The sequence below is a fragment of the Vibrio sp. 10N.247.311.13 genome (assembly GCF_041467595.1).
GTDB classification, from domain to species: Bacteria; Pseudomonadota; Gammaproteobacteria; order Enterobacterales; family Vibrionaceae; genus Vibrio; species Vibrio crassostreae_C.
In genome coordinates, this window is sequence record NZ_JBFSUX010000064.1 from 1 (window position 1) to 21,278 (window position 21,278).

Below are 21,278 nucleotides of genomic sequence, written 5' to 3' on the forward strand. Positions count from 1 at the left end.
TGCTGGTCATTTCTACTACGTTATCGGCTTCTCATGTAGGCTAGCTACACATCGACGCCTCTGCCTTGTATAAATGCCCAGCAACTCGCTGCAAAAATCAGCTCGAAAGATCAACACGCCCTGGTCACACTTCTAGGTAATCTAATATCCCTTCCGCGGCTTTACGGCCTTCATCGATAGCGGTCACCACTAAGTCAGATCCTCGAACCGCATCGCCACCTGCAAATATCTTGCTGTTGGTGGTTTGGTATTGAAACTCTTGTTTGTTAGGAGCCTTGATGCGACCCCACTGATCGAGCTCCACACCGAAAGGTTCTAGCCATTCCATCGTATGAGGTTGGAAACCAAATGCCATAATTACGGCATCAGCCTCAAGAACATGCTCACTGCCTTCGACAGGTTCTGGACGACGACGGCCTGCTTCATCAGGCTCACCCAAAGCGGTTTTCACGAATTTCACACCAACCACATGACCAGTGCTGTTAAGCTCTAAGCCGATAGGTTGTAGGTTGAACTTGAACTTCACCCCCTCTTCACGTGCATTTTTTACCTCACGGCGAGAACCTGGCATGTTGGCTTCATCTCGGCGGTAAGCACACACCACATCTGCCGCATTCTGACGAATAGAGGTTCGAACGCAATCCATCGCCGTATCACCACCACCAAGCACGACGACTTTCTTACCTTGCATATCGATAAATGGGGTTGGGTTTTCCAGTTCCATGACCTTGTAGGTATTAGAAATCAAGAATGGCAGAGCATCATAAACGCCCGGAGCATCTTCATTATCTAGACCTGCGCGCATGTTTTTATAAGTGCCTACACCAAGGAAAACAGCGTCGTAACCATCGACCAGCTCTTGAAGTTGAATGTCTTTGCCAACTTCAGTATTCATTCGGAATTCAACGCCCATCTCGCTAAAGATACGGCGACGATTCTCCATGATACCTTTCTCAAGCTTGAACGATGGAATACCAAACGTCAGTAGACCGCCGATCTCCGGATAGCGGTCAAACACAACGGCTTTTACGCCATTACGAACTAGGATATCAGCCGCCGCTAGACCTGCCGGCCCTGCACCGATGATCGCGACCTTTTTATCGGTCCATTCAACGTGAGACATGTCAGGCTTCCAACCCATCTCAAAGGCTTTGTCGGTAATGTACTTTTCAATATTGCCAATGGTTACTGCACCGAAATCGTCATTGAGGGTACAAGAGCCCTCACACAAGCGGTCTTGAGGGCAAACTCGACCGCAAACCTCAGGCAGGCTGTTGGTTTGGTGAGACAGTTCAGCGGCTTCGATAATACGCCCTTCATTGGCAAGCTTAAGCCACTGAGGGATGTAGTTGTGAACAGGACATTTCCATTCACAGTATGGGTTACCACAGTCTAAACAACGGTCTGCTTGCGCTTTCGCTTGCTGTTTAGTGAAAGGTTCGTAGATCTCTACAAACTCAATCTTACGTATCTTGATTGGTTTCTTCGCTGGGTCTACGCGATTCACATCAATAAATTGGTATACATTCTGGCTCATTATTGGCTCCTTCCAATTATTGCGCTTGAACACGAAGTTCAGCTGAGCTGCGGCTTTGGTGGCCGAGCAAGGTGTTTAGATCCGCCGTCTTTGGTTTCACTAGGTAGAACTTCGGAATCCATTCATCAAAGTTCGCCAGAATAGCTTCAGCGTGTACTGAGCCCGTTTCTTCTAAGTGCTCTGCAATTAAGCCACGCAGATGTTCTTGGTGGATATATAAGTCAGATAGAGAAAGCGCCTCAACCGACTCGTTGTTCACTCGGCCTTGGAAGTCTTCGTTCTTGTCCATGACATAAGCGAAGCCACCTGTCATACCTGCGCCGAAGTTCACTCCGGTTGCGCCAAGAATGGCTACAATACCGCCTGTCATGTATTCACAAGCGTTGTCACCCGCACCTTCAATCACAGCGACGGTACCTGAGTTACGTACGCCAAATCGCTCGCCTGCAGTTCCTGCTGCAAATAGCTTGCCTCCGGTTGCACCATACAAACAGGTGTTGCCTATGATGGTCGCTTCGTTACAAGTAAATGCGGTGCCTTGGTGAGGCTTGATAACCACTTTGCCGCCAGCCATGCCTTTGCCCACATAGTCATTGGCATCGCCTGTTAGGTAAAGCTCAACGCCGCCTGCGTTCCAAACCGCAAAAGACTGACCTGCGGTACCGTCGAGATATAACTTGATTGGTGAACCTGCCATCCCTTGGTTGCCGTATCGCTTAGCAATTTCACCAGAGATACGAGCGCCAATCGAGCGATCGGTGTTGATCACGTTGTAGTAGAGGCTGGTGGATTGGCGCTTCTCAATTGCATCGAGTGCATCATCCAGAATCTGCTGGTTGAGCTGAGCTTTATCAAATGGTGCGTTTGGCTCGGTCCAAAACAGTGGGTGACCTTCTGGAGATACCGGAGCTTCGAGTATTGAAGAGAGATCGAGCTTGCTCTGTTTCGCGGTGAGGCCTTGAACGGCTTCAAGTAAATCCGTGCGACCAATCAGGTCCGTGAGTTTTTCTACGCCGAGTTCTGCAAGGTATTGGCGAACTTCATCGGCTAGGCCTGTAAAGTAGTTCACCACCATGTCTGGCAGGCCTTTGAAGTATTCGCGGCGTAGTGTTTTATCTTGAGTCGCAACACCCGTCGCACAGTTGTTTAGGTGACAAATTCGTAAGAACTTACAACCCATTGCGACCATTGGTGCCGTACCGAAACCAAAGCTTTCAGCACCGAGAATCGCGCCCTTGATAACATCGAGTCCGGTTTTTAAACCACCATCGACTTGCAAGCGGATTTTATGGCGTAGGCCATTGGCAACCAGTGCTTGTTGAGTTTCTGCTAAGCCAAGCTCCCAAGGGCAACCTGCGTATTTTACCGAGGTTAGAGGGCTTGCCGCGGTACCGCCATCGTAGCCAGAAATGGTGATCAGATCGGCATAGGCTTTCGCTACACCAGTTGCAATCGTGCCTACACCCGGTTCCGATACTAACTTTACTGAAACCAAGGCTTTAGGGTTCACTTGTTTAAGGTCGAAAATCAGCTGCGCTAGATCCTCGATAGAATAAATATCGTGATGTGGAGGAGGGGAGATCAGTGTCACCCCTTGAACTGAATATCTCAGCTTAGCGATTTCTGCGGTAACTTTATGGCCGGGCAGTTGACCACCTTCTCCAGGCTTCGCACCTTGCGCGACCTTGATCTGCAAAACATCCGCATTGGTTAAGTAATGTGGCGTCACACCAAAACGACCGGAAGCTATCTGCTTGATACGAGAGTTACGGTCAGTACCAAAGCGTCGAGGGTCTTCACCACCTTCACCAGAGTTTGAGTAACCACCCAAGCGGTTCATCGCCATTGCTAATGCTTCATGCGCTTCTGGGCTCAAAGCACCGATCGACATTGCCGCAGAGTCGAAGCGTTTAAACAGATCGCTGTTAGGCTCGACTTGCTCTAGTGGTAGAGGCTGATCGGCTTTTTTGAGGCTCATTAAGTCGCGTAACATCGCAGCTGGACGAGCATTTACTTGCTTAGCAAAAGAGAGATAATCCGATGTCTCACCTGTTTTTACTGCAGTTTGCAGAGTGCCAACCACATCAGGGTTATAGGCGTGATATTCGCCGCCGTGTACGTATTTGAGTAAACCACCGTGCTCGATTGGCTTACGCTTAGTCCAGGCTTTACGAGATAAGTTATAGATATCTTGCTGGAAATCGCTAAAGCTTGCGCCTTGGATTCGAGTGGTAACTCCGCGGAAACAGAGCTCAACAACATCGGAATGAAGGCCAACGGCTTCGAAAAGCTGTGAACAGCGATAAGAGGCAATGGTTGAAATTCCCATCTTCGACATGATCTTGTACAGACCTTTGTTGATGCCGTTTTGGTAATTTTGCATTGCGGCACGATAATCTTTATCTAAAGAGCCATCATCCAACATTTTACCTAACGCTTCATAAGCGAGGTATGGGTAAACCGCGGTTGCACCGAAGCCAAGCAGCACAGCAAATTGGTGTGGGTCGCGCGCAGTTGCTGTCTCAACAACGATGTTGGCATCACAACGCAGGTTGGTATCAGCAAGCCTTGTTTGCACCGCACCAACCAACATGGCTGCAGGGATCGGTAGTTTTCCTTTCTCTAAACCTTTGTCCGACAGCACAACTAAAACCGCACCTTCGCTGACTTCTTGTTCGGCGCTATCACATACTGCTTTGATTGCTTGTTCTAGATCTTGGTTATTCGGGTCGTAGTGCATGCTGAGAATGACATGACGATAATGTTTTTGACTCAACTGCAGAAGCTGCTGCATGTCTGAGTAAAGCAGTACTGGTGAATCAAACGTGACACGATAGGCGTGACCGTCTGTTTCACAGAACACGTTCATCTCTTTACCAATACTGGTCGCCAAAGACATCACGTGTTTTTCACGCAATGGATCAATCGGTGGGTTGGTGACTTGTGCAAACTTTTGACGGAAGTAATCAGTGACCAAGCGTTCTTTTGAAGAGAGCACAGCCATTGGCGTGTCGTCGCCCATTGAGCCTACTGCTTCTTGCCCCATATCACCAAGCACACGCAGCACTTGGTCGGACTCTTCGTTGCTCATCGCAAACTGTTTTTGGTAGGTCTTGAGCGTATCATCGTCAAAGCTACGCTTACCCACTTGGTCATCTTGCAGCGCAGAAAATGGCGTTAACTTGTGGACGTTCTTTTCCATCCACTCTTTATATGGGTGGCGGCCTTTGAGGTCATTGTCGATCTCATTAGATTGCCATAGCTTGCCGCGGCGAGTATCTATTACCAACAGTTCGCCCGGGCCAACACGGCCTTTCTCTGCGACTTCATCCGGTGCGTAGTTCCAGATACCGACTTCTGATGCGAGCGTGATTAGATTGTCTTTGGTAATCACATAACGCGCAGGACGCAGGCCGTTTCTATCTAGGTTACACGCAGCGTAACGACCATCTGAAAGTACGATACCAGCAGGACCATCCCACGGTTCCATGTGCTTTGAGTTGAAGTCGTAGAATGCACGTAGATCTGGGTCCATATCTGGGTGGTTTTGCCAAGCGGGCGGCACAAGCATGCGCATCGCTCGGAACACATCCATACCACCGGCAAGGAACAGGTCGAGCATGTTATCTAGGCTTGATGAATCTGAGCCTGTCTCATTCACAAAGGGTGCGGCGGTTTGTAAATCTGGCAGCAACGGCGAAGAGAATTTATAGGCACGAGCCTTAGCCCACTGACGGTTACCTTCAATGGTATTGATCTCACCATTGTGCGCTAAATAGCGGAATGGTTGAGCCAGTGGCCAACGTGGCTGAGTATTGGTTGAGAAACGCTGGTGGAACAGACATATCGCCGATTCCATGCGTAAGTCTGCAAGATCGAGGTAAAATCGCGGAAGATCGGCCGGCATACACAGACCTTTGTAAACCATGACTTGTGTCGAAAGGCTACAAATATAGAAATCTTTGTCTTCGGTGATCTGTTTTTCAATTCTGCGACGAGCGATATAAAGGCGTCGTTCAATATCGCGCTCACGCCAGCCTGCAGGTGCTGAGATAAACACTTGCTGAATATTGGGAACTGAATCTTTGGCAATCGGACCTAATACGTCGGTGTTGGTCGGTACTACGCGCCAACCTGCAACCGTTAAGGTCTCTTGAGCGAGCTCTTTATTGACGATGTCTTGCGCGGATTGCGCTTTGATTGGATCTTGGCTGAAGAAAATCATGCCGACAGCGTATTGCTTGCCGAGCTTGAAGTTATTCTCTTCAGCAATAATTCTGAGATAAGAGTCAGGCTTCTGTAGTAATAAGCCACAGCCATCCCCGGTTTTACCATCCGCAGCGATACCACCACGGTGTGTCATGCGATCGAGGGCTGAAATAGCAGTTCTTACCAACTTATGACTAGGTTGGCCTTCCATTTGCGCTATTAAACCAAATCCACAGTTGTCTTTTTCAAGACTAGGATCATATAGAGCCATTGCAATTCTCCCTTTTGCTTCTCTGTCATCCAGACAGTAAATGACTAACTATTCATATACTTGTTGTTTTTTATAAACTGATAGTTTGCTTTAGCCAGTTAAAACGTTATTGGTTGTGTTAACAAAACCGATTGATTTTATTTTCATCAGCTTTACAACGTATAGCTAATTGTGTTTAAGGTCAAGTTCATGGTTAATTATCATGCATAAACGCAATTAGCCACTTAATAATCTAAAATAATCGATGGATATCAATGAGATATATAAGGTTAATGTTAACGAGATTTAACATATACAACAGGATGATTTTGAAAACGACAAATGCCAGATAGAAAAAAGGCTAGCATCGAGTGCTAGCCAAATATAAAAGTTAGGAAGGGTATTGCTTTTCCTCTAGGCTAACGTAATTGACGTTAGCCCGAGAAATATTATGCGGAAAGCATGAGTGAATCAGCTTTCGCTTCTAAGTTTGAGTTACCCATTAAGAAGTCATCAATGGCAATTGCACATTCACGACCTTCATTAATACAACGTACAACTAGAGATTGACCAGTACGCATATCACCAGCAGCGAAAACGCCTTTCTGGTTCGTTGCAAAACCTTCAGAAGCGACGTTACCGCGCTCGTCCAGTTTAATGTCTAGTTGAGCAAGCACGCCGGTTGGCTCCGGGTGTAAGAAGCCCATTGCTAGGAATGCCATATCACAAGGAATAACACGTTCAGAGTTCGCGACTTCATCAAAGCCTGGACGCTCACCTGGTTTCGCATCTTGCCAAACGATGTCAGCAATACGTAGACCCGTCACTTGACCTTGCTCGTTACCGATGAACTCTTTGGTTAAGATGTTCCAGTGACGTTCACAACCTTCTTCGTGAGAAGTGGTGGTTTTCATGATCATTGGGTATTGAGGCCAAGGCATGTTTGCAGGGCGCTTCTCTGGTGGGATCGGCATGATCTCAACCTGAGTAATGCTCGCTGCCTTATGACGGTTTGATGTGCCCACACAGTCAGAACCAGTATCACCACCACCGATAACCACAACGTGCTTATCTTTAGCGTGAATCTCTTCTGTTTTAAGATCTAGGTTGTTAGCACGGCGGTTGTTTTGACCAAGGAATTCCATGGCAAAGTGAACGCCTTTCAACTCACGACCAGGGATTGGCAAGTCACGTGGAACCGTAGAACCACCCGTTAGCAATACCACATCAAACTCTTGGCGTAGCTGCTGAGCGTTAACATCAACACCGATGTGTTGGTTAACTTTAAACTCAACGCCCGCTTCAGCCATTAGGTTGATCTTACGATCAATCACGTCCATACCCAGTTTGAAGTCTGGGATACCGAAGCGAAGTAGACCACCGACTTTCTCGTCACGTTCAAATACCGTTACCGAGTGACCAGCGCTGTTTAGCTGCTCAGCTGCGGCTAGGCCAGCAGGACCTGAACCGATAACTGCGACAGTTTTACCTGTGCGAGAGCGTGGTGTTTTAGGTTTTGCGTACCCTTCACGGTACGCAGTTTCGACAATCGTTTTCTCGATATTACAGATAGTGATTGGGTCTTGGTTGATACCAAGAACACAGGCACTTTCACAAGGAGCAGGACAAACACGACCGGTAAACTCAGGGAAGTTGTTGGTAGAGCTTAGGATATTCCAAGCCTCTTCCCAGCTGTCACGGTAAACCGCATCATTGAATTCTGGGATGATGTTACCAATCGGACAGCCGTTGTGACAGAAAGGTACGCCACAGTCCATACAACGAGAGGCTTGAGTATTGATCTTTTCACCAAACTCTTCGTTAAGTACGAACTCTTTGTTGTCTTCAATTCGAACTGACGGGTCGAGCTTCTTTGGAAGCTCACGACCGTGTTCTAAAAATCCAGTAGGCTTACCCATTATACTGCCTCCACTTCTTCCGTTTGTGCCTGTTGTGCTTCAGCTTTACGCTTTTCAAGAACCGCTTTGTAGTCGCGTGGCATTACTTTAACTAGCGATGCAACACTTGCTTCAAAGTTGTCTAGGAAAGACTGAGCAACTTCACTTCCTGTGAATTCAACGTGCTTGGTTAGCATATCTAGTAGAAGATCTTTATCTTCTTGTTCAATTGGATCTAGGTCTACAAGTTCTGGGTTAAGCTTGGTTTCGAAGTCACCCGCTTTGTCCCAAACATAAGCAACACCGCCACTCATGCCCGCAGCAAAGTTACGACCTGTTGAACCAAGGATAATGGCAACACCACCAGTCATGTATTCACAACCGTGGTCACCAACGCCCTCAACAACAACCTTCGCACCTGAGTTACGAACACAGAAACGTTCGCCTGCCATACCGCGAATGAAAGATTCACCTGAGGTCGCACCGTAGAAACATACGTTACCAACCACGATGTTATCTTCAGCAACGATAGAAGATTTCGCATCTGGGTACAGTACCAAAGTACCGCCAGACAGACCTTTACCCCAGTAATCGTTCGCGTCGCCTTCTACTTCGAACTTAACGCCTTTCGCAAGGAACGCACCGAAAGATTGACCAGCACTACCGTGGAACTTAACGTTCATTGGCTGTGGTAAACCTTGGTCTTTGTAAACCTTCGAGATTTCGTTCGACAGCATGGTACCAGCAGAGCGGTCCGTGTTGATGATAGGGAAGCTCGCATTCACGGCTTCGCCTTTCTCAAGAGCTGGAATCGCAGCTTGAATCAACTTGCGGTCTAGAACGTCTTCTAGGTTGTGGTTTTGTTGCGTCTGGTTGTAGATACCATCTTCTTCACGTGCCTGCTCAATGTGCAGTACAGGTGTTAGATCTAGGTTCTTGTACTTCCAGTGGCCGATGTCATCACGAACTTTAAGTTTGTGCGATTGACCAACCATCTCATCGATAGAGCGGAAGCCAAGTTCAGCCATTACTTCACGCAGACCTTCAGCCATGTATTGGAAGAAAGTGACTACGTCTTCTACGCGGCCGTCGAAACGTTCACGCAGAGTCTTGTTCTGTGTAGCGATACCAACAGGACATGTATTCTTGTGACACTTACGCATCATGATACAGCCTTCAACCACTAGAGCTGCTGTTGCTACGCCCCATTCTTCAGCGCCAAGTAACGTTGCTACTGCAAGATCACGTGGTGTTTTCATCTGACCATCAGATTGAACAACGATACGGTTACGTAGGCCGTTTTTCAGTAGTGTTTGGTGCGTTTCCGCTAGACCCAGCTCCCAAGGCAGACCGGTATGACGGATAGAAGACATCGGAGATGCACCCGTACCACCATCAAAACCTGCGATAAGTACCACGTCAGCTTTCGCTTTCGCTACACCCGATGCAATCGTACCTACGCCAGCTTCTGATACTAGCTTCACGTTGACACGACCGTTACGGTTCGCGTTTTTCAGATCGTAGATAAGCTGAGCCAAATCTTCGATTGAGTAGATATCGTGGTGTGGCGGTGGCGAGATAAGACCTACGCCCGGAGTCGAGTGACGCGTTGCGCCGATCCAGTCATCAACCTTATCACCAGGTAGTTGACCACCTTCGCCCGGTTTCGCACCTTGAGCCATCTTGATTTGTAGCTCATCAGCGTTAGATAGGTAGTAAGACGTTACACCAAAGCGACCAGAAGCCACCTGTTTGATTGCTGAACGTTCCCAGTCGCCGTTTTCTTTACGTTCGAAACGTGCTGGATCTTCACCACCTTCACCTGAGTTTGATTTCGCGCCAATGCGGTTCATCGCAACAGCCAGTGTTGAGTGAGCCTCATGCGAGATTGAACCAAAGCTCATTGCGCCGGTTGCGAAACGCTTAAGAATGTTCTCGATTGGTTCTACTTCTGCTAGAGGAATAGAGCCTGCAGGGTTCTTGATGAAGTCCAGTTGGCTACGTAGCGTTGCTGCGTTGTCGCCTTGGTCATCAACTGCTTTTGCGTACTTCTTGAACTGACCGTAATCTTTGTTACGCGTCGATTCTTGAAGTAGAGAAATCGTTTCTGGGTTGAATAAGTGTTTCTCACCACGTTGTTTCCACTGGTAAACACCACCAACATCAAGGATCTGAGCTGGAATTTCACGAGCTGGGTAACCAACACGGTGACGAACCAATACTTCTCGCGCGATATCGTCGATCGTTAGACCTTGGATACGAGAAACAGTACCTGTGAAGTATTTTTCAACCACTGATTTGCTAACACCAAGTGCTTCAAAGATTTGTGCACCGTGGTAAGACTGCAGCGTAGAGATCCCCATCTTAGAGAAGATCTTAAGTAGACCGCCGTTAACACCTTTACGGTAGTTATCGAATAACTCACGTGGGTGTACGTTTGGATCTAGCTTCTTAGTACGTTGCAGTTCAACAATCGTTTCAATAACTAGGTATGGGTTAACTGCGTTTGCACCATAACCGATAAGCGTTGCAAAGTGGTGTGTCTCACGAGCGTCGCCCGTTTCAACAACGATGTCACACTTAGCACGTAGACCTTTACGGATTAGGTGGTGGTGAACCGCGCCAACCGCCAGCATTGCTGGAATAGCGGCATGGTTAGAGTTAACCGCACGGTCTGTCAGTAGGATGATAGAGTAGCCATCAATCACTGCGTCTTCTGCGTATTGGCAGATACGCTTAAGTGCGCGCTCTAACTTACCTTGGTCGCCATTTGCTTGGAATACGATATCCAGCGTCTTCGCCTGAAGGTGCTCGTTATCGATTGCACGCAGTTTTTCTAACTCAGAGTTAGACAGTACTGGAGACTCAAGTTCTACTTTTTGACAGTGCTCAGGTGTTTCAGCAAGTAAGTTCTGGTCTTTACCTAGGTAAGTGTTCAGAGACATAACCATGCGCTCACGAATCGGGTCGATCGGCGGGTTAGTTACTTGTGCAAACAACTGTTTGAAGTAGTTTGAAAGGTGCTGCGATTGGTGAGAAAGAATCGCTAGCGGCCAGTCAGCACCCATTGCAGAAAGTGGCTCGTAGCCTGTTTTCGCAAGAGGTAGAATGATTTCGTTTACTTCTTCAGAACTCACGCCAAACGATTGTTGTTTGTGTAGTAGTTTCTCTGGAGAAGGTTGGCTAAATTCGTTGCTCGCATCCGGTAGCTTTTTCAGGCTCAGAAGGTTCTCTTCAACCCACTTTTCGTAAGGTTGTGCTTTAGCAATGCTGTCTTTCACTTCTTCATCAGAAATGATGCGGCCTTGCTCAAGGTCAGCAACGAAGATACGACCTGGTTGTAGACGACCACGGTACTCAACGTTTTCAGGTGCAATCTCAACAACACCAGACTCAGACGCCATTACTAGGAAGTCGTCTTTAGTTACTGTGTAGCGAGAAGGACGCAGACCGTTACGGTCAAGTGTTGCACCTACTTGAACACCATCGGTGAAACATACTGATGCTGGGCCATCCCATGGTTCCATTACGTTCGCGTGGTACTGGTAGAACGCACGACGAGTTGGATCCATGTTTTTGTTTTCTTGCCATGCTTCCGGGATCATCATCATCAACGCGTGTGGCAGAGTACGACCTGAAAGAACAAGTAGTTCCAGTGCCATATCGAAGTTTGATGAATCCGAACTACCTTCCTGACAGATAGGAAGCAGCATGTCGATTTCAGCTTGTGTAAACAGATCCGATTCTAGGATTGCTTCACGTGCTTTCATCCAGTTCAGGTTGCCGCGAACCGTATTGATTTCGCCATTGTGCGCGATGTAACGGAAAGGCTGAGCTAGACGCCAACGTGGGAATGTATTGGTAGAGAAGCGAGAGTGTACTAGTGCTAGAGCTGTCACCATGGTTGGGTTTTGCAGATCTAGGAAGTACTGAGGAACTTGTTCAGTTGTTAGCTGACCTTTGTACACCAATGTCTTGTAAGACATAGAGTTGATGTAGAAGTCATCACCGATATTTGAAACGCTTTCTAGGCATACACGAACCGTGTAGTTACGTAGAACATACAGTTTACGCTCAAGCTCTTCTGGTGTGATACCAGGGCCGCCAGAAATAAATACGTGTTCAAATTGAGGTTCAGTGCTTAGTGGGTCAGCACCAATCATTGAATTGTCCGTTGGAAGTTCACGGTAACCGATAACTTCTAACTCAAGGCGTTGTGCATTGCGTTCTAGAATGTCACGACACTGTGCACGTTTGTGTTCATCTTTAGGGAAAAGTACAACACCAACACCATATTTTTCAAAAGATGGCAGCTTAATTCCAAGCTTTACGGCTTCTTCTAGTAAGAATTCGTGCGGCTTCTGTAGCAGGATACCTGCACCATCACCAGAACACGGATCGCAGCCTTGGCCGCCACGGTGTTCCATACGTGCAAGCATATCGAGTGCTTGAGTTACTACATCATGAGATTTGCGATTCTTTAGATGCGCAACAAAACCGATACCACAAGCGTCATGCTCCAATTCAGGAGTATACAGACCCTGTGAGTTCTGCTCTTGATCTACCATAGATACATCCTTCCAGTTAAATCTAGGCGCAACTTATTTGTATAAAGTCAGCCTTGTCCTTTTATATTTATGGGTCTAAACCTGCCTATGCTGGCGGTTTGAATCCTTTCCGTATCTCGCAGGAAAAGTATTGCGAGAAAAACAATCCTTAGTGATACCTGTTTATTTTTAACCACAAACTAGTGGTTTATATAGGTGGGAGTTAGATATCACCGACTTATTAGCAAGTTTTCGTTGTAAGTAAATACTCAAAAATAGCCAATATGTGTAAGTATCCTACAATTTTGTCTAGGCGAATTGCAATGAAAGTTGACCCATGTAGACCATTTTTTTCGTTTTATTTTGAATTTAATGCCTAACAAATGTGCAACATTAGGCAAATAGAGCCGATTTTTTGCATGTTTATTGATATTTGTTAGGTTGCTCGCAAAAAGCCTTGAGTAAACTAATTGGTCGAATTTTGCAGGGATGTAATTTTTTTTCAAAAAAGACTGATATTCATTCTTATTTACTTGAGTGCTTTGAAAATATGCAATTACACGAGTTGGTCAATACTATCGGCCAAGACCTTCAACACCGTTATGGCGAGAAGGTTCACAAGCTGACGCTTCATGGTGGTTTCAGCTGCCCAAACCGAGACGGGACAATTGGCCGTGGAGGTTGCACGTTTTGTAACGTGGCTTCCTTTGCCGATGAACAAACTCAGGTTCAGAGTATTGCAGAACAACTAAAAGATCGTGCGGGTGAAATTGCTCGTGCTAAGAAGTATCTGGCTTACTTTCAGGCGTACACCAGCACTTATGCTGAGGTGCAAGTGCTCAAGAATATGTATGAAGAGGCGCTAAAAGCACCCGGTGCAGAGATCGTCGGCCTTTGTGTTGGTACGCGACCAGACTGTGTGCCTGATGCGGTGTTGGATCTGTTAGCGGGCTACGTTAAACAAGGCTATGAGATTTGGCTCGAGCTTGGCCTGCAAACCGCCAATGATAAAACCCTCAAGCGAATTAACCGCGGCCACGATTTTGCAGTGTATGAAACGATCACCCAACGCGCACGCGCTTTAGGTATCAAGGTGTGTACTCATCTGATTGTTGGCCTACCAAAAGAAACCAAAACGGATAACCTTGAAACCTTAGACAAGGTATTAGCCGTTGGCACCGATGGTATTAAGCTGCACGGCCTTCATATAGTAGAGGGCAGTACCATGGCTAAGGCGTGGAAGGCCGGAAAGCTAGAAGCCCCAAGCCTTGAAGAGTACATCGATATCGCGAGTGAGATCATTCAACGCACGCCTGCGGACGTGGTTTATCACCGTGTTTCTTCAGCGGCGAGACGCCCAACCTTACTTTCTCCTTTATGGTGTGAGAACCGCTGGTTAGCGATGACTGAAATAGGTCGTTCGTTGGATAAAACCGGTGCTCAAGGCATCAAAACGGGCTCTGCATTCGAGTACACGTTGCCTGTTTTAAACGCGGCCAATTAATAGAAATGGGTGACTGTAGGTAACAGCAGATAAAACCAATAAATAGTGGTAACATTTCCCTAGCAGATTTTATGGTATAGATTGAGAGTAAATGGAACTGGTAATGACTTGGTTGTGGGACAGGGCGTATGGCTACGGTATTTATATCGTTGTTGTATTGCTGATTGCTCTCATCTGCTGGCATCTCTATTCTCGTTATCAGTCGCATATCGAAACGCTTCTACTTGCTACCCCGTCGCCACTCTACTTTGTTGATGTTCGAAGTGGCGAAATACTCTATGCCAATCGCCAAGCCATGCAGTTGCTTGGTATCCGCCAAATCGGTGTTAATTTTCGCTTTCCTACTGTGGAAAGCGAGAACAGCTTTCGTCACTACTTAACCAACCACATCAACTCTCGAGCCTTCGAGCAGGTCTCCCTGTGGGCGCTTTCTGAATTTGAGTCGTTCAAGATCAACTTGATCGGTCGTAAGATCCATTTTAGAAATAAGCAGGCTTGGATGATTCACGCCTCACCTTATAAAAACACTAACGAAGAACTGTCCCAAGAAGTTCGAGAACTGAATGTTGCTCGTACCGCTTTGGATTCTTTGTCTGAGCTGATCTACGTGAAAGATCAGAAAGGTCAGTTAGTGACGAGTAATCGCTCGTTTAAAAAGTTTTGGCATGGTCGTGCTGAAGAGGGCACCCTGAGTGTTTCTGGTGGAGTATTAAAAGGTCGTGTAAGTGAACGCTCTTGGACTACAGATCAAGATGGAAAAAGCTGCTTGCTTGAAACCTACCAAAGTGTGCTGCTTTCCCAAGATGGAGAAACCATCGGCACGCTCTCTATTAGTCATGATGTGACCGATTGGCATGACATGCAGCAGAAACTGCGTGGCGAGATGGAGAAGCGAAAAGATACCGAAGTGGCACTTGCGCAGCGTGACACCATCTTGCAAAACCTCCTGGAGGCCAGCCCAGACTCGATTGGTATCTTTAATGAAAACATGGTTTATCAAGCGTGTAATAAACCATTTGTGGCTGCGCTGGGTATCTCTGAAGTCAGTGACTTGATCGGTAAACGTTTACAAGATGTGGTGCCACATAGCATCTATACGCGAATATCAGAAACCGATCATCAAGTGCTTCATCAAAGTAAATCACTGCGTTATATCGACAAAGTGGTCTCAAGTGATGGAACATTTACTTGGTATGATGTAGTCAAATCACCGTTTAGAGATCCAGCATCGAGCACTAATGGTGTGTTGATCATGGCGCGTGATATTACAGAGCGTTATCTAGCAGAACAAAAGCTTGAAGAAGCCAACCTTGAACTTGAACGCCTCAGCTTTATGGATAGCCTGACTAAAGTGTCTAACCGACGTCGTTTCGATGAACAGCTCTCTACACTGTGGCATTATCATGTGCGTGAGAAGCTGCCACTGACGATCATGCTATGTGATATCGACTTCTTTAAAGGCTACAACGACTTTTACGGACACCAACAAGGCGATGATGCTTTGATTCAGGTTTCTCAGGCATTTAAGCAGGTGTTGAATCGTTCATCTGATTGTGTGGCTCGTTATGGTGGTGAAGAGTTCGGCTTTATTCTGCCAAATACAACGACCGAAGGTGCTCAGCTGGTGGCGCAGCGTATTCATGATGAAGTCCTAAAATTGGAACTTGCGCATGAGAAGTCGACAGTCTCTGAATTCATCACGGTGAGTATTGGTATTATCTCTTACATTCCTACACCTGATGATGAAATGGAATCGGCTGTTGCCTTGGCTGATAGTGCGTTGTATCAAGCGAAATCAGACGGTCGCAACCGTTCAATGGTGCATCCATACTCAATTCGCTAACGCTATAAAATTGGCAATTTGATTATCCCCGGCTATTTTTGCTTAGTTAGTATTTGTATTGGTTAATTAACCTTCGAAATTACCGCTGAACACTTGCTGCGTGTGATGTAGCTAGCTTACCTCCCATCTTCAAACAGGGTAGAATGTTGCTAGTCTTATCGCATGGAGCGCTAAATGAAACCCATGAAAAATCTTGCCCAGTATTACGTGGATCTACTCGTAAAACTGGGGATTGTCCGCTTTTCTATCTTACTCGCCCTAGCGCTTGTTGCCCTCGCTGTTGTTGTGCAAGTCGGTATCACCCTTGCACTCAAAGGCAATGTTGATGACATCGACATTGTCCGTTCAGTTTTCTTCGGTTTAGTGATCACGCCTTGGGCGGTTTATTTTCTGTCAGTGGTCGTGGACCAGTTGGAAGAATCACGTCAAAGGTTAGCGAAATTGGTCTCTAAACTTGGCGACATGCGTGAGCGAGACCAAGAACTCAACAATAAAATGCAGCTCAATATCGAGAAGCTTAATCAAGAAATTGAAGAGCGTGAAAAAGCGGAAGAAGCGCGCGCAGAAGCAATGCAAGATCTCGAAAACGAGGTGTTCCAGCGCGAGCGTACTCAGCTTGAACTCGCAGAACGTACTGCACTGTTACGCTCGTTTATCGATGCCTCGCCTGACCTTATTTACTACCGTAATGAAGATGGTGTGTTCTCTGGTTGTAACCGTGCGGTTGAAGAGCTCACTGGTAAAACAGAAAAAGAGCTAGTTGGTTTAACTCCTTGGGATGTTTACAGTAAAGAGGTCGCTCAGCAAGTTGTTGAAACCGATAAGAAAGTATTTGCTGACAACCAAGCACTGACTTATGACCAATGGCTTGAATACCCAGATGGCCGCAAGAGTTACTTCGAACTGCGTAAAGTGCCTTTCTACAGCAAAGATGGTCGTCACTTGGGCTTGGTTGGTTTTGGCCGCGATATTACTGAGCGTAAAGAGCATCAAGAGTCGTTAGAAAAAGCCAGCCGCGATAAGACCACCTTTATCTCAACTATTAGCCACGAGTTAAGAACGCCGCTCAACGGCATCATTGGCTTGAGCCGCATGCTGCTTGATAGCCAACTGACCACCGAACAGCGCAAGCAGATGCAAACCATCAAGGTGAGCGCGGTGACACTGGGTAATATCTTCAACGATATTATTGATATGGATAAGTTCGACCGCCGTAAGCTTGAACTCTTCCCTACGCCTATTAACTTTGAAGATTTCGTTGTCGAGATCGAAAGTATCTCTGCGTTGATGGCTGAGCAGAAAGGGTTAAGGTTCGATCTAGAAAGATTGTCTGATCTTCCAGCTGCTGTTGAGGTGGATGGTACTCGTCTTAGACAGGTACTGTGGAACCTTGTTAGTAACGCGATGAAGTTCACCAAAGATGGTGGAGTGGTGATGACAGTCAGCGCCGACATTGATGGTGACTTTGCCAACATTACGATGGAAGTGGAAGATACTGGTATTGGTATCCCTGAAAGTGAAATCGAGAAGATCTTCGCGATGTACTATCAGGTGAAATCGGGCACGGACAACTTGCACGCTGTCGGCACGGGTATTGGTCTCGCTGTCTCTCAACAGCTAATTAATATGATGGATGGCCACATTGAAGTCATCAGTGAAGAGGGCTTTGGCAGTACCTTTACGGTTTCGATTCGAGTTCCAGTGAATCACGATACTCAGGCTCTGATCAAAACGCCAAGAAAACAGTCGAATCTTAAGATCTTTATGGTCGAAGACATTGAACTCAATATCACAGTGGCTCGCTCTCTACTTGAAAGCCTTGGCCATGAAGTGACAGTCGTGATGACGGGTAAAGAGGCGCAAATTGCTTTCAATCCTGAAGACTATGATTTGGTGTTGTTGGATATCCAACTGCCAGATATGACGGGTTTCGATATTGCTCAATACTACCGCGAGAAATACAGCCAGCTACCGCCTTTGGTGGCGTTAACTGCGAACGTATTAAACAACAAGCAAGAGTACTTCCAGAAAGGCATGGACGAAGCGATCAGTAAACCTTTGTCGGTTCGAGCTATCCAAGATGTCATCAGTGAACTTATCGAAGATGCACCAGAGGTAATTGAGAAGGTAGCGGGCACCGATAAGGTTGAGAGCATTGATAAAGTCGACGCGAGTAAGCCTGTTCTTTCAGAAATTGATACCATTTTGCTTGATATTGATATGCTAGAGTCTTATGTTGATATTGTTGGACCGAAACCGGTTTTGGATAGCATCGCGATGTTCGAAGATATGATGCCGGAGTATATGGAAATATTGAACTCCAACATGGTCGCGAAAGATAAAGCCAGTATCGTTTCTGAGGCACATAAGATTAAAGGTGCTGCAGGTTCTATTGGTCTGAAACGCATCCAACAAGTTGCCCAGAAAGCTCAATCTCCAGATTTGCCTGCGTGGTGGGAGAACATTTCAGATTGGGTTGATGAGATAAATAACGAATACCAGAATGACATTGAAGTTTTAAAGAGTTGGTTAAATCAAAGGTAGAAGAATAATGAAAAAATTAGCATTCGCCGCATGTGTAGTGGCATTAGCGGGTTGTTCTGCGCCACAAGTAGAATGGCAGCAAGATAATCAAGTCGAAGTATCTGCAGCAACAGTTACCATGAAAAGCAACCTTTGGCACAACAAGATGCCAACGATTGGCGAGACTCAAGATAAGACCCTACATGGTGCTATCTACCTAGAGTCAGACTCACAACTGCCAGCAACGCTTGCGGTTGAAAGTGTTACGGTTAAACAGGGTGCAGACACCTTGTTGGTAACGGCTGACGATCTTGATTTAAGAACACACAGTGAAACTCAATGGGAAGTCGCGTTTGTATGGCAGCTAGAAATCGACAGTGACAAGCCTGTTGATGTGGCGGTGGAACTTAAAGATGGCGAAACCGTGAAGTGGTTAGTAGAGAAAGACGTTAAGGTGGATACGGTTTACTAAAATCTTATCCAATTAAGAACAATAAAAAAGGGAGAATGCGTTGGCATTCTCCCTTTTTAATAACTATTGATGACGCTTCTAGTGTTCAAAACACTTACTGGTGAGTAGTGCTAAATGGTAAGAGGCGCGAATCGAATTAGTCTTCTAGGTCACCACAAAAGCGGTAGCCTTCACCGTGAATCGTTGCGATGATTTCTGGCGTACCAGAAACAGATTCAAAGTGCTTACGAATACGACGGATTGTTACGTCTACAGTACGATCGTGTGGCTTAAGCTCACGGCCAGTCATCTTCTTAAGAAGGTCAGCACGTGTTTGGATCTTACCTGGGTTCTCACAGAAGTGAAGTAGAGCACGGAACTCTGAACGAGGTAGCTTGTAGCCTTCGCCATCTGGGCTAACCAGAGAACGACTGTTGATATCTAGTACCCAACCGTTGAACTCATACTTCTCAACGCTACGCTTCTCTTCTTGAACAGAGCTTGTGCTCATTGAACGGTTCAGAAGGTTGCGTGCACGGATAGTCAGTTCACGAGGGTTGAAAGGCTTAGTGATGTAGTCATCAGCGCCGATCTCTAGGCCAAGGATCTTATCAACTTCATTATCACGACCAGTTAAGAACATAAGCGCTACGTTTGCTTGCTCACGTAGTTCACGCGCAAGTAGTAGGCCATTCTTACCTGGAAGGTTGATGTCCATAATTACAAGGTTAACTTGGTTGTCAGATAGCACTTGGTGCATCTCTTCACCGTCGCTAGCCTCAAAAACAGCATATCCCTCTGCTTCAAAAATACTCTTTAGAGTGTTACGAGTTACTTGCTCATCTTCAACGATAAGAATCTGCGGGGTTTGCATTTGGCGGTACCTAAATTTGTGACGAAACTGTGCTAATAGAATAAATTCTAGGCAAAAACATAACATACAGGTAATGTATTTTTGATGATAACTTAAAGTTTTCAAAAAAACACTTACTTCCAGCTATCTGCCTTCCTTGAAGTATTGCCCAATAACGTAGATCCAGTACGCCTTTCAATCATTCTTTTAGTGATTGGAGTGGATTCTATAATGTTAACAGCATGCTAACAACGCGAGAATGTTAATTCCATTCACTTTGTTGATTTACATCAATTGCCGTATCGCAACAAACTTTAATAGTATGGCTACAACTTAACCAATGTTATGGTGACTATTTAGCACCAAAACAAGAATGATTATTCGAGATGCTTCTCACATCTTGCCTGCTAAAGACCGGATTATGAACCAAGGAAGCTGAAAGCTGTCGTAAGAGTCTAGTAGATAAATATGCTCAATCAACTTTTATTGAGTAATAAATTGAGCATAGAACAATGAAAACAAAGGATTAATTTTAATAACATATAAAAGCATAGAGGCTAGCCTGACATAACCGGTAACGCCTTACTCACGGAGGATATATGCACGATATAACACCCGACTTGTGTGATGAGTTTGAAAGCGAAGTCACCCTACTGAACATGCCATTGCAGAACTTCGGCCAACGTGGTGCGTTCTTTGGAAAAATTGTAACAGTTCGTTGTTATCACGATAATTCCAAGGTTCGCGAGGTTTTAGAGACCGACGGCTGTGGCAAAGTGCTTGTCGTTGACGGAAATGGCTCATGCCAGAAGGCGCTGCTTGGCGATCAACTCGCTATTCTCGCGATAGAAAACGGTTGGGAAGGCGTGATTGTAAACGGTGCGGTGCGTGATGTAGGCATGATGTCGCAAATGGACCTTGGCGTTCAGGCGTTAGGTGCATCGCCATTCAAAACAGAGAAACGCGGTGTCGGCCAAGTGAATGTGACACTCTCTATACATAATCAACTGATTCAGCCTGGTGACTATATTTATGCCGATTGGAATGGCGTGTTAATTTCATCTGAGCTGTTAATTGAATCGTAACTGACTCAAATTGAATGCCGTTGATAGATTAGAACGGGGAATGGTTTGTGATGTACTAAAAGTTTGGATCTCAATCCGCACTAATCTGTTAATAAAGAACAAGCTAAAGAGACTAAAAGCGAAACCCTAGTCCCACTTCAACACCTTGCTGCCACTCTTCATAATCAAGGGTGGCATGCAAATCTAGGTTATCTGTTAGTTGCACTCGGCTGGAAACCTCTGCGGCTACCGATTTCTCATTGTCTTCGGTCTCGTCTTTATAGGTGTGTAGAGAACTGTTAAAAGAGACTCTTTCTGAGAACTGATAACTGACACCACTCAAGAATCCACTTTCCTGTTTCAGTGCCGCACTATTGATACGTGTACCGACGTAAAGATCCACATCTGAAAACAAGCTATAAGAGTAGCCACTGTCTATCTTCCAAGTATCGAAGCTTTCACTCGGCGCGTTTTGTGAGGAGATAAAGAATTTATGAGAAGAACTATCGATCTGGCTGGGTAGTAGAGGTAAGCTATTCGCTGAACAAACAACAGGCATAGCAAAAGCCAAAAGAATAAGTAATCTCTTCATTTCCCAC

General features: G+C 46.1%; 11 protein-coding genes and 1 pseudogene. 5 read left to right on the plus strand and 7 right to left on the minus strand.

Translation table 11 applies throughout. The features are described 5' to 3' along the window. Positions 1 to 124: 124 nt before the first annotated feature. From AB6E52_RS19505 to gltB (AB6E52_RS19520), 4 genes are all read right to left on the minus strand, one after another. Positions 125 to 1,537, minus strand: coding sequence for an FAD-dependent oxidoreductase (locus AB6E52_RS19505; protein ID WP_102319756.1), 1,413 nt, complete (start codon positions 1,535 to 1,537; stop codon positions 125 to 127). A gap of 16 nt (positions 1,538 to 1,553) precedes the next feature. After that, on the minus strand, positions 1,554 to 6,017 hold the full coding sequence (gltB, locus tag AB6E52_RS19510) for a glutamate synthase large subunit (RefSeq protein ID WP_102319757.1): 4,464 nt from the start codon (positions 6,015 to 6,017) through the stop codon (positions 1,554 to 1,556). Positions 6,018 to 6,445: 428 nt separating this feature from the next. Beyond that, positions 6,446 to 7,915: a glutamate synthase subunit beta gene (locus AB6E52_RS19515; protein ID WP_017066517.1), complete on the minus strand. Its 1,470-nt coding sequence runs from the start codon at positions 7,913 to 7,915 to the stop codon at positions 6,446 to 6,448. Further along, positions 7,915 to 12,462: a glutamate synthase large subunit gene (gene gltB, locus AB6E52_RS19520; protein WP_017059305.1), complete on the minus strand. Its 4,548-nt coding sequence runs from the start codon at positions 12,460 to 12,462 to the stop codon at positions 7,915 to 7,917. The genes AB6E52_RS19515 and gltB (AB6E52_RS19520) overlap by 1 nt, the downstream gene beginning before the upstream one ends. A 529-nt stretch (positions 12,463 to 12,991) precedes the next feature. Here gltB (AB6E52_RS19520) and AB6E52_RS19525 point away from each other — a divergent pair. The 4 genes from AB6E52_RS19525 (at position 12,992) to AB6E52_RS19540 (ending at position 18,783) form a co-directional block, all read left to right on the plus strand. Next, complete coding sequence (locus tag AB6E52_RS19525) at positions 12,992 to 13,945, plus strand: TIGR01212 family radical SAM protein (protein WP_102319758.1); 954 nt, start codon at positions 12,992 to 12,994, stop codon at positions 13,943 to 13,945. 91 nt (positions 13,946 to 14,036) lie between these two features. Continuing rightward, positions 14,037 to 15,788 carry a diguanylate cyclase domain-containing protein gene (locus AB6E52_RS19530; RefSeq protein ID WP_017059307.1) on the plus strand — a complete coding sequence of 584 codons (1,752 nt, stop codon included), beginning with the start codon at positions 14,037 to 14,039 and terminating at the stop codon, positions 15,786 to 15,788. A 174-nt stretch (positions 15,789 to 15,962) separates the two neighbouring features. Then, positions 15,963 to 18,332 (plus strand): aerobic respiration two-component sensor histidine kinase ArcB, encoded by a 2,370-nt coding sequence (gene arcB, locus AB6E52_RS19535; protein WP_017059308.1) that lies wholly within the window; start codon positions 15,963 to 15,965, stop codon positions 18,330 to 18,332. A 7-nt stretch (positions 18,333 to 18,339) separates the two neighbouring features. Further along, positions 18,340 to 18,783, plus strand: a complete 444-nt coding sequence (locus AB6E52_RS19540; protein WP_017062884.1) for a hypothetical protein — start codon at positions 18,340 to 18,342, stop codon at positions 18,781 to 18,783. Between the two features lie 136 nt (positions 18,784 to 18,919). Here the strand turns inward: AB6E52_RS19540 and arcA are convergent, their stop codons facing one another. Then, positions 18,920 to 19,636, minus strand: a complete 717-nt coding sequence (arcA, locus tag AB6E52_RS19545; protein ID WP_004741534.1) for a two-component system response regulator ArcA — start codon at positions 19,634 to 19,636, stop codon at positions 18,920 to 18,922. Positions 19,637 to 20,008: 372 nt separating this feature from the next. Beyond that, positions 20,009 to 20,167: pseudogene (locus AB6E52_RS19550) on the minus strand (ribonuclease activity regulator protein RraA). 47 nt (positions 20,168 to 20,214) lie between these two features. On the opposite strand from AB6E52_RS19550, the gene AB6E52_RS19555 reads away from it, so the two are divergent. Then, positions 20,215 to 20,700: a putative 4-hydroxy-4-methyl-2-oxoglutarate aldolase gene (locus AB6E52_RS19555; RefSeq protein ID WP_017059310.1), complete on the plus strand. Its 486-nt coding sequence runs from the start codon at positions 20,215 to 20,217 to the stop codon at positions 20,698 to 20,700. Positions 20,701 to 20,812: 112 nt separating this feature from the next. Here AB6E52_RS19555 and AB6E52_RS19560 read toward each other — a convergent pair whose 3' ends face one another. Then, complete coding sequence (locus tag AB6E52_RS19560) at positions 20,813 to 21,271, minus strand: ribonuclease regulator (RefSeq protein ID WP_102319759.1); 459 nt, start codon at positions 21,269 to 21,271, stop codon at positions 20,813 to 20,815. Between the last annotated feature and the right edge of the window lie 7 nt (positions 21,272 to 21,278).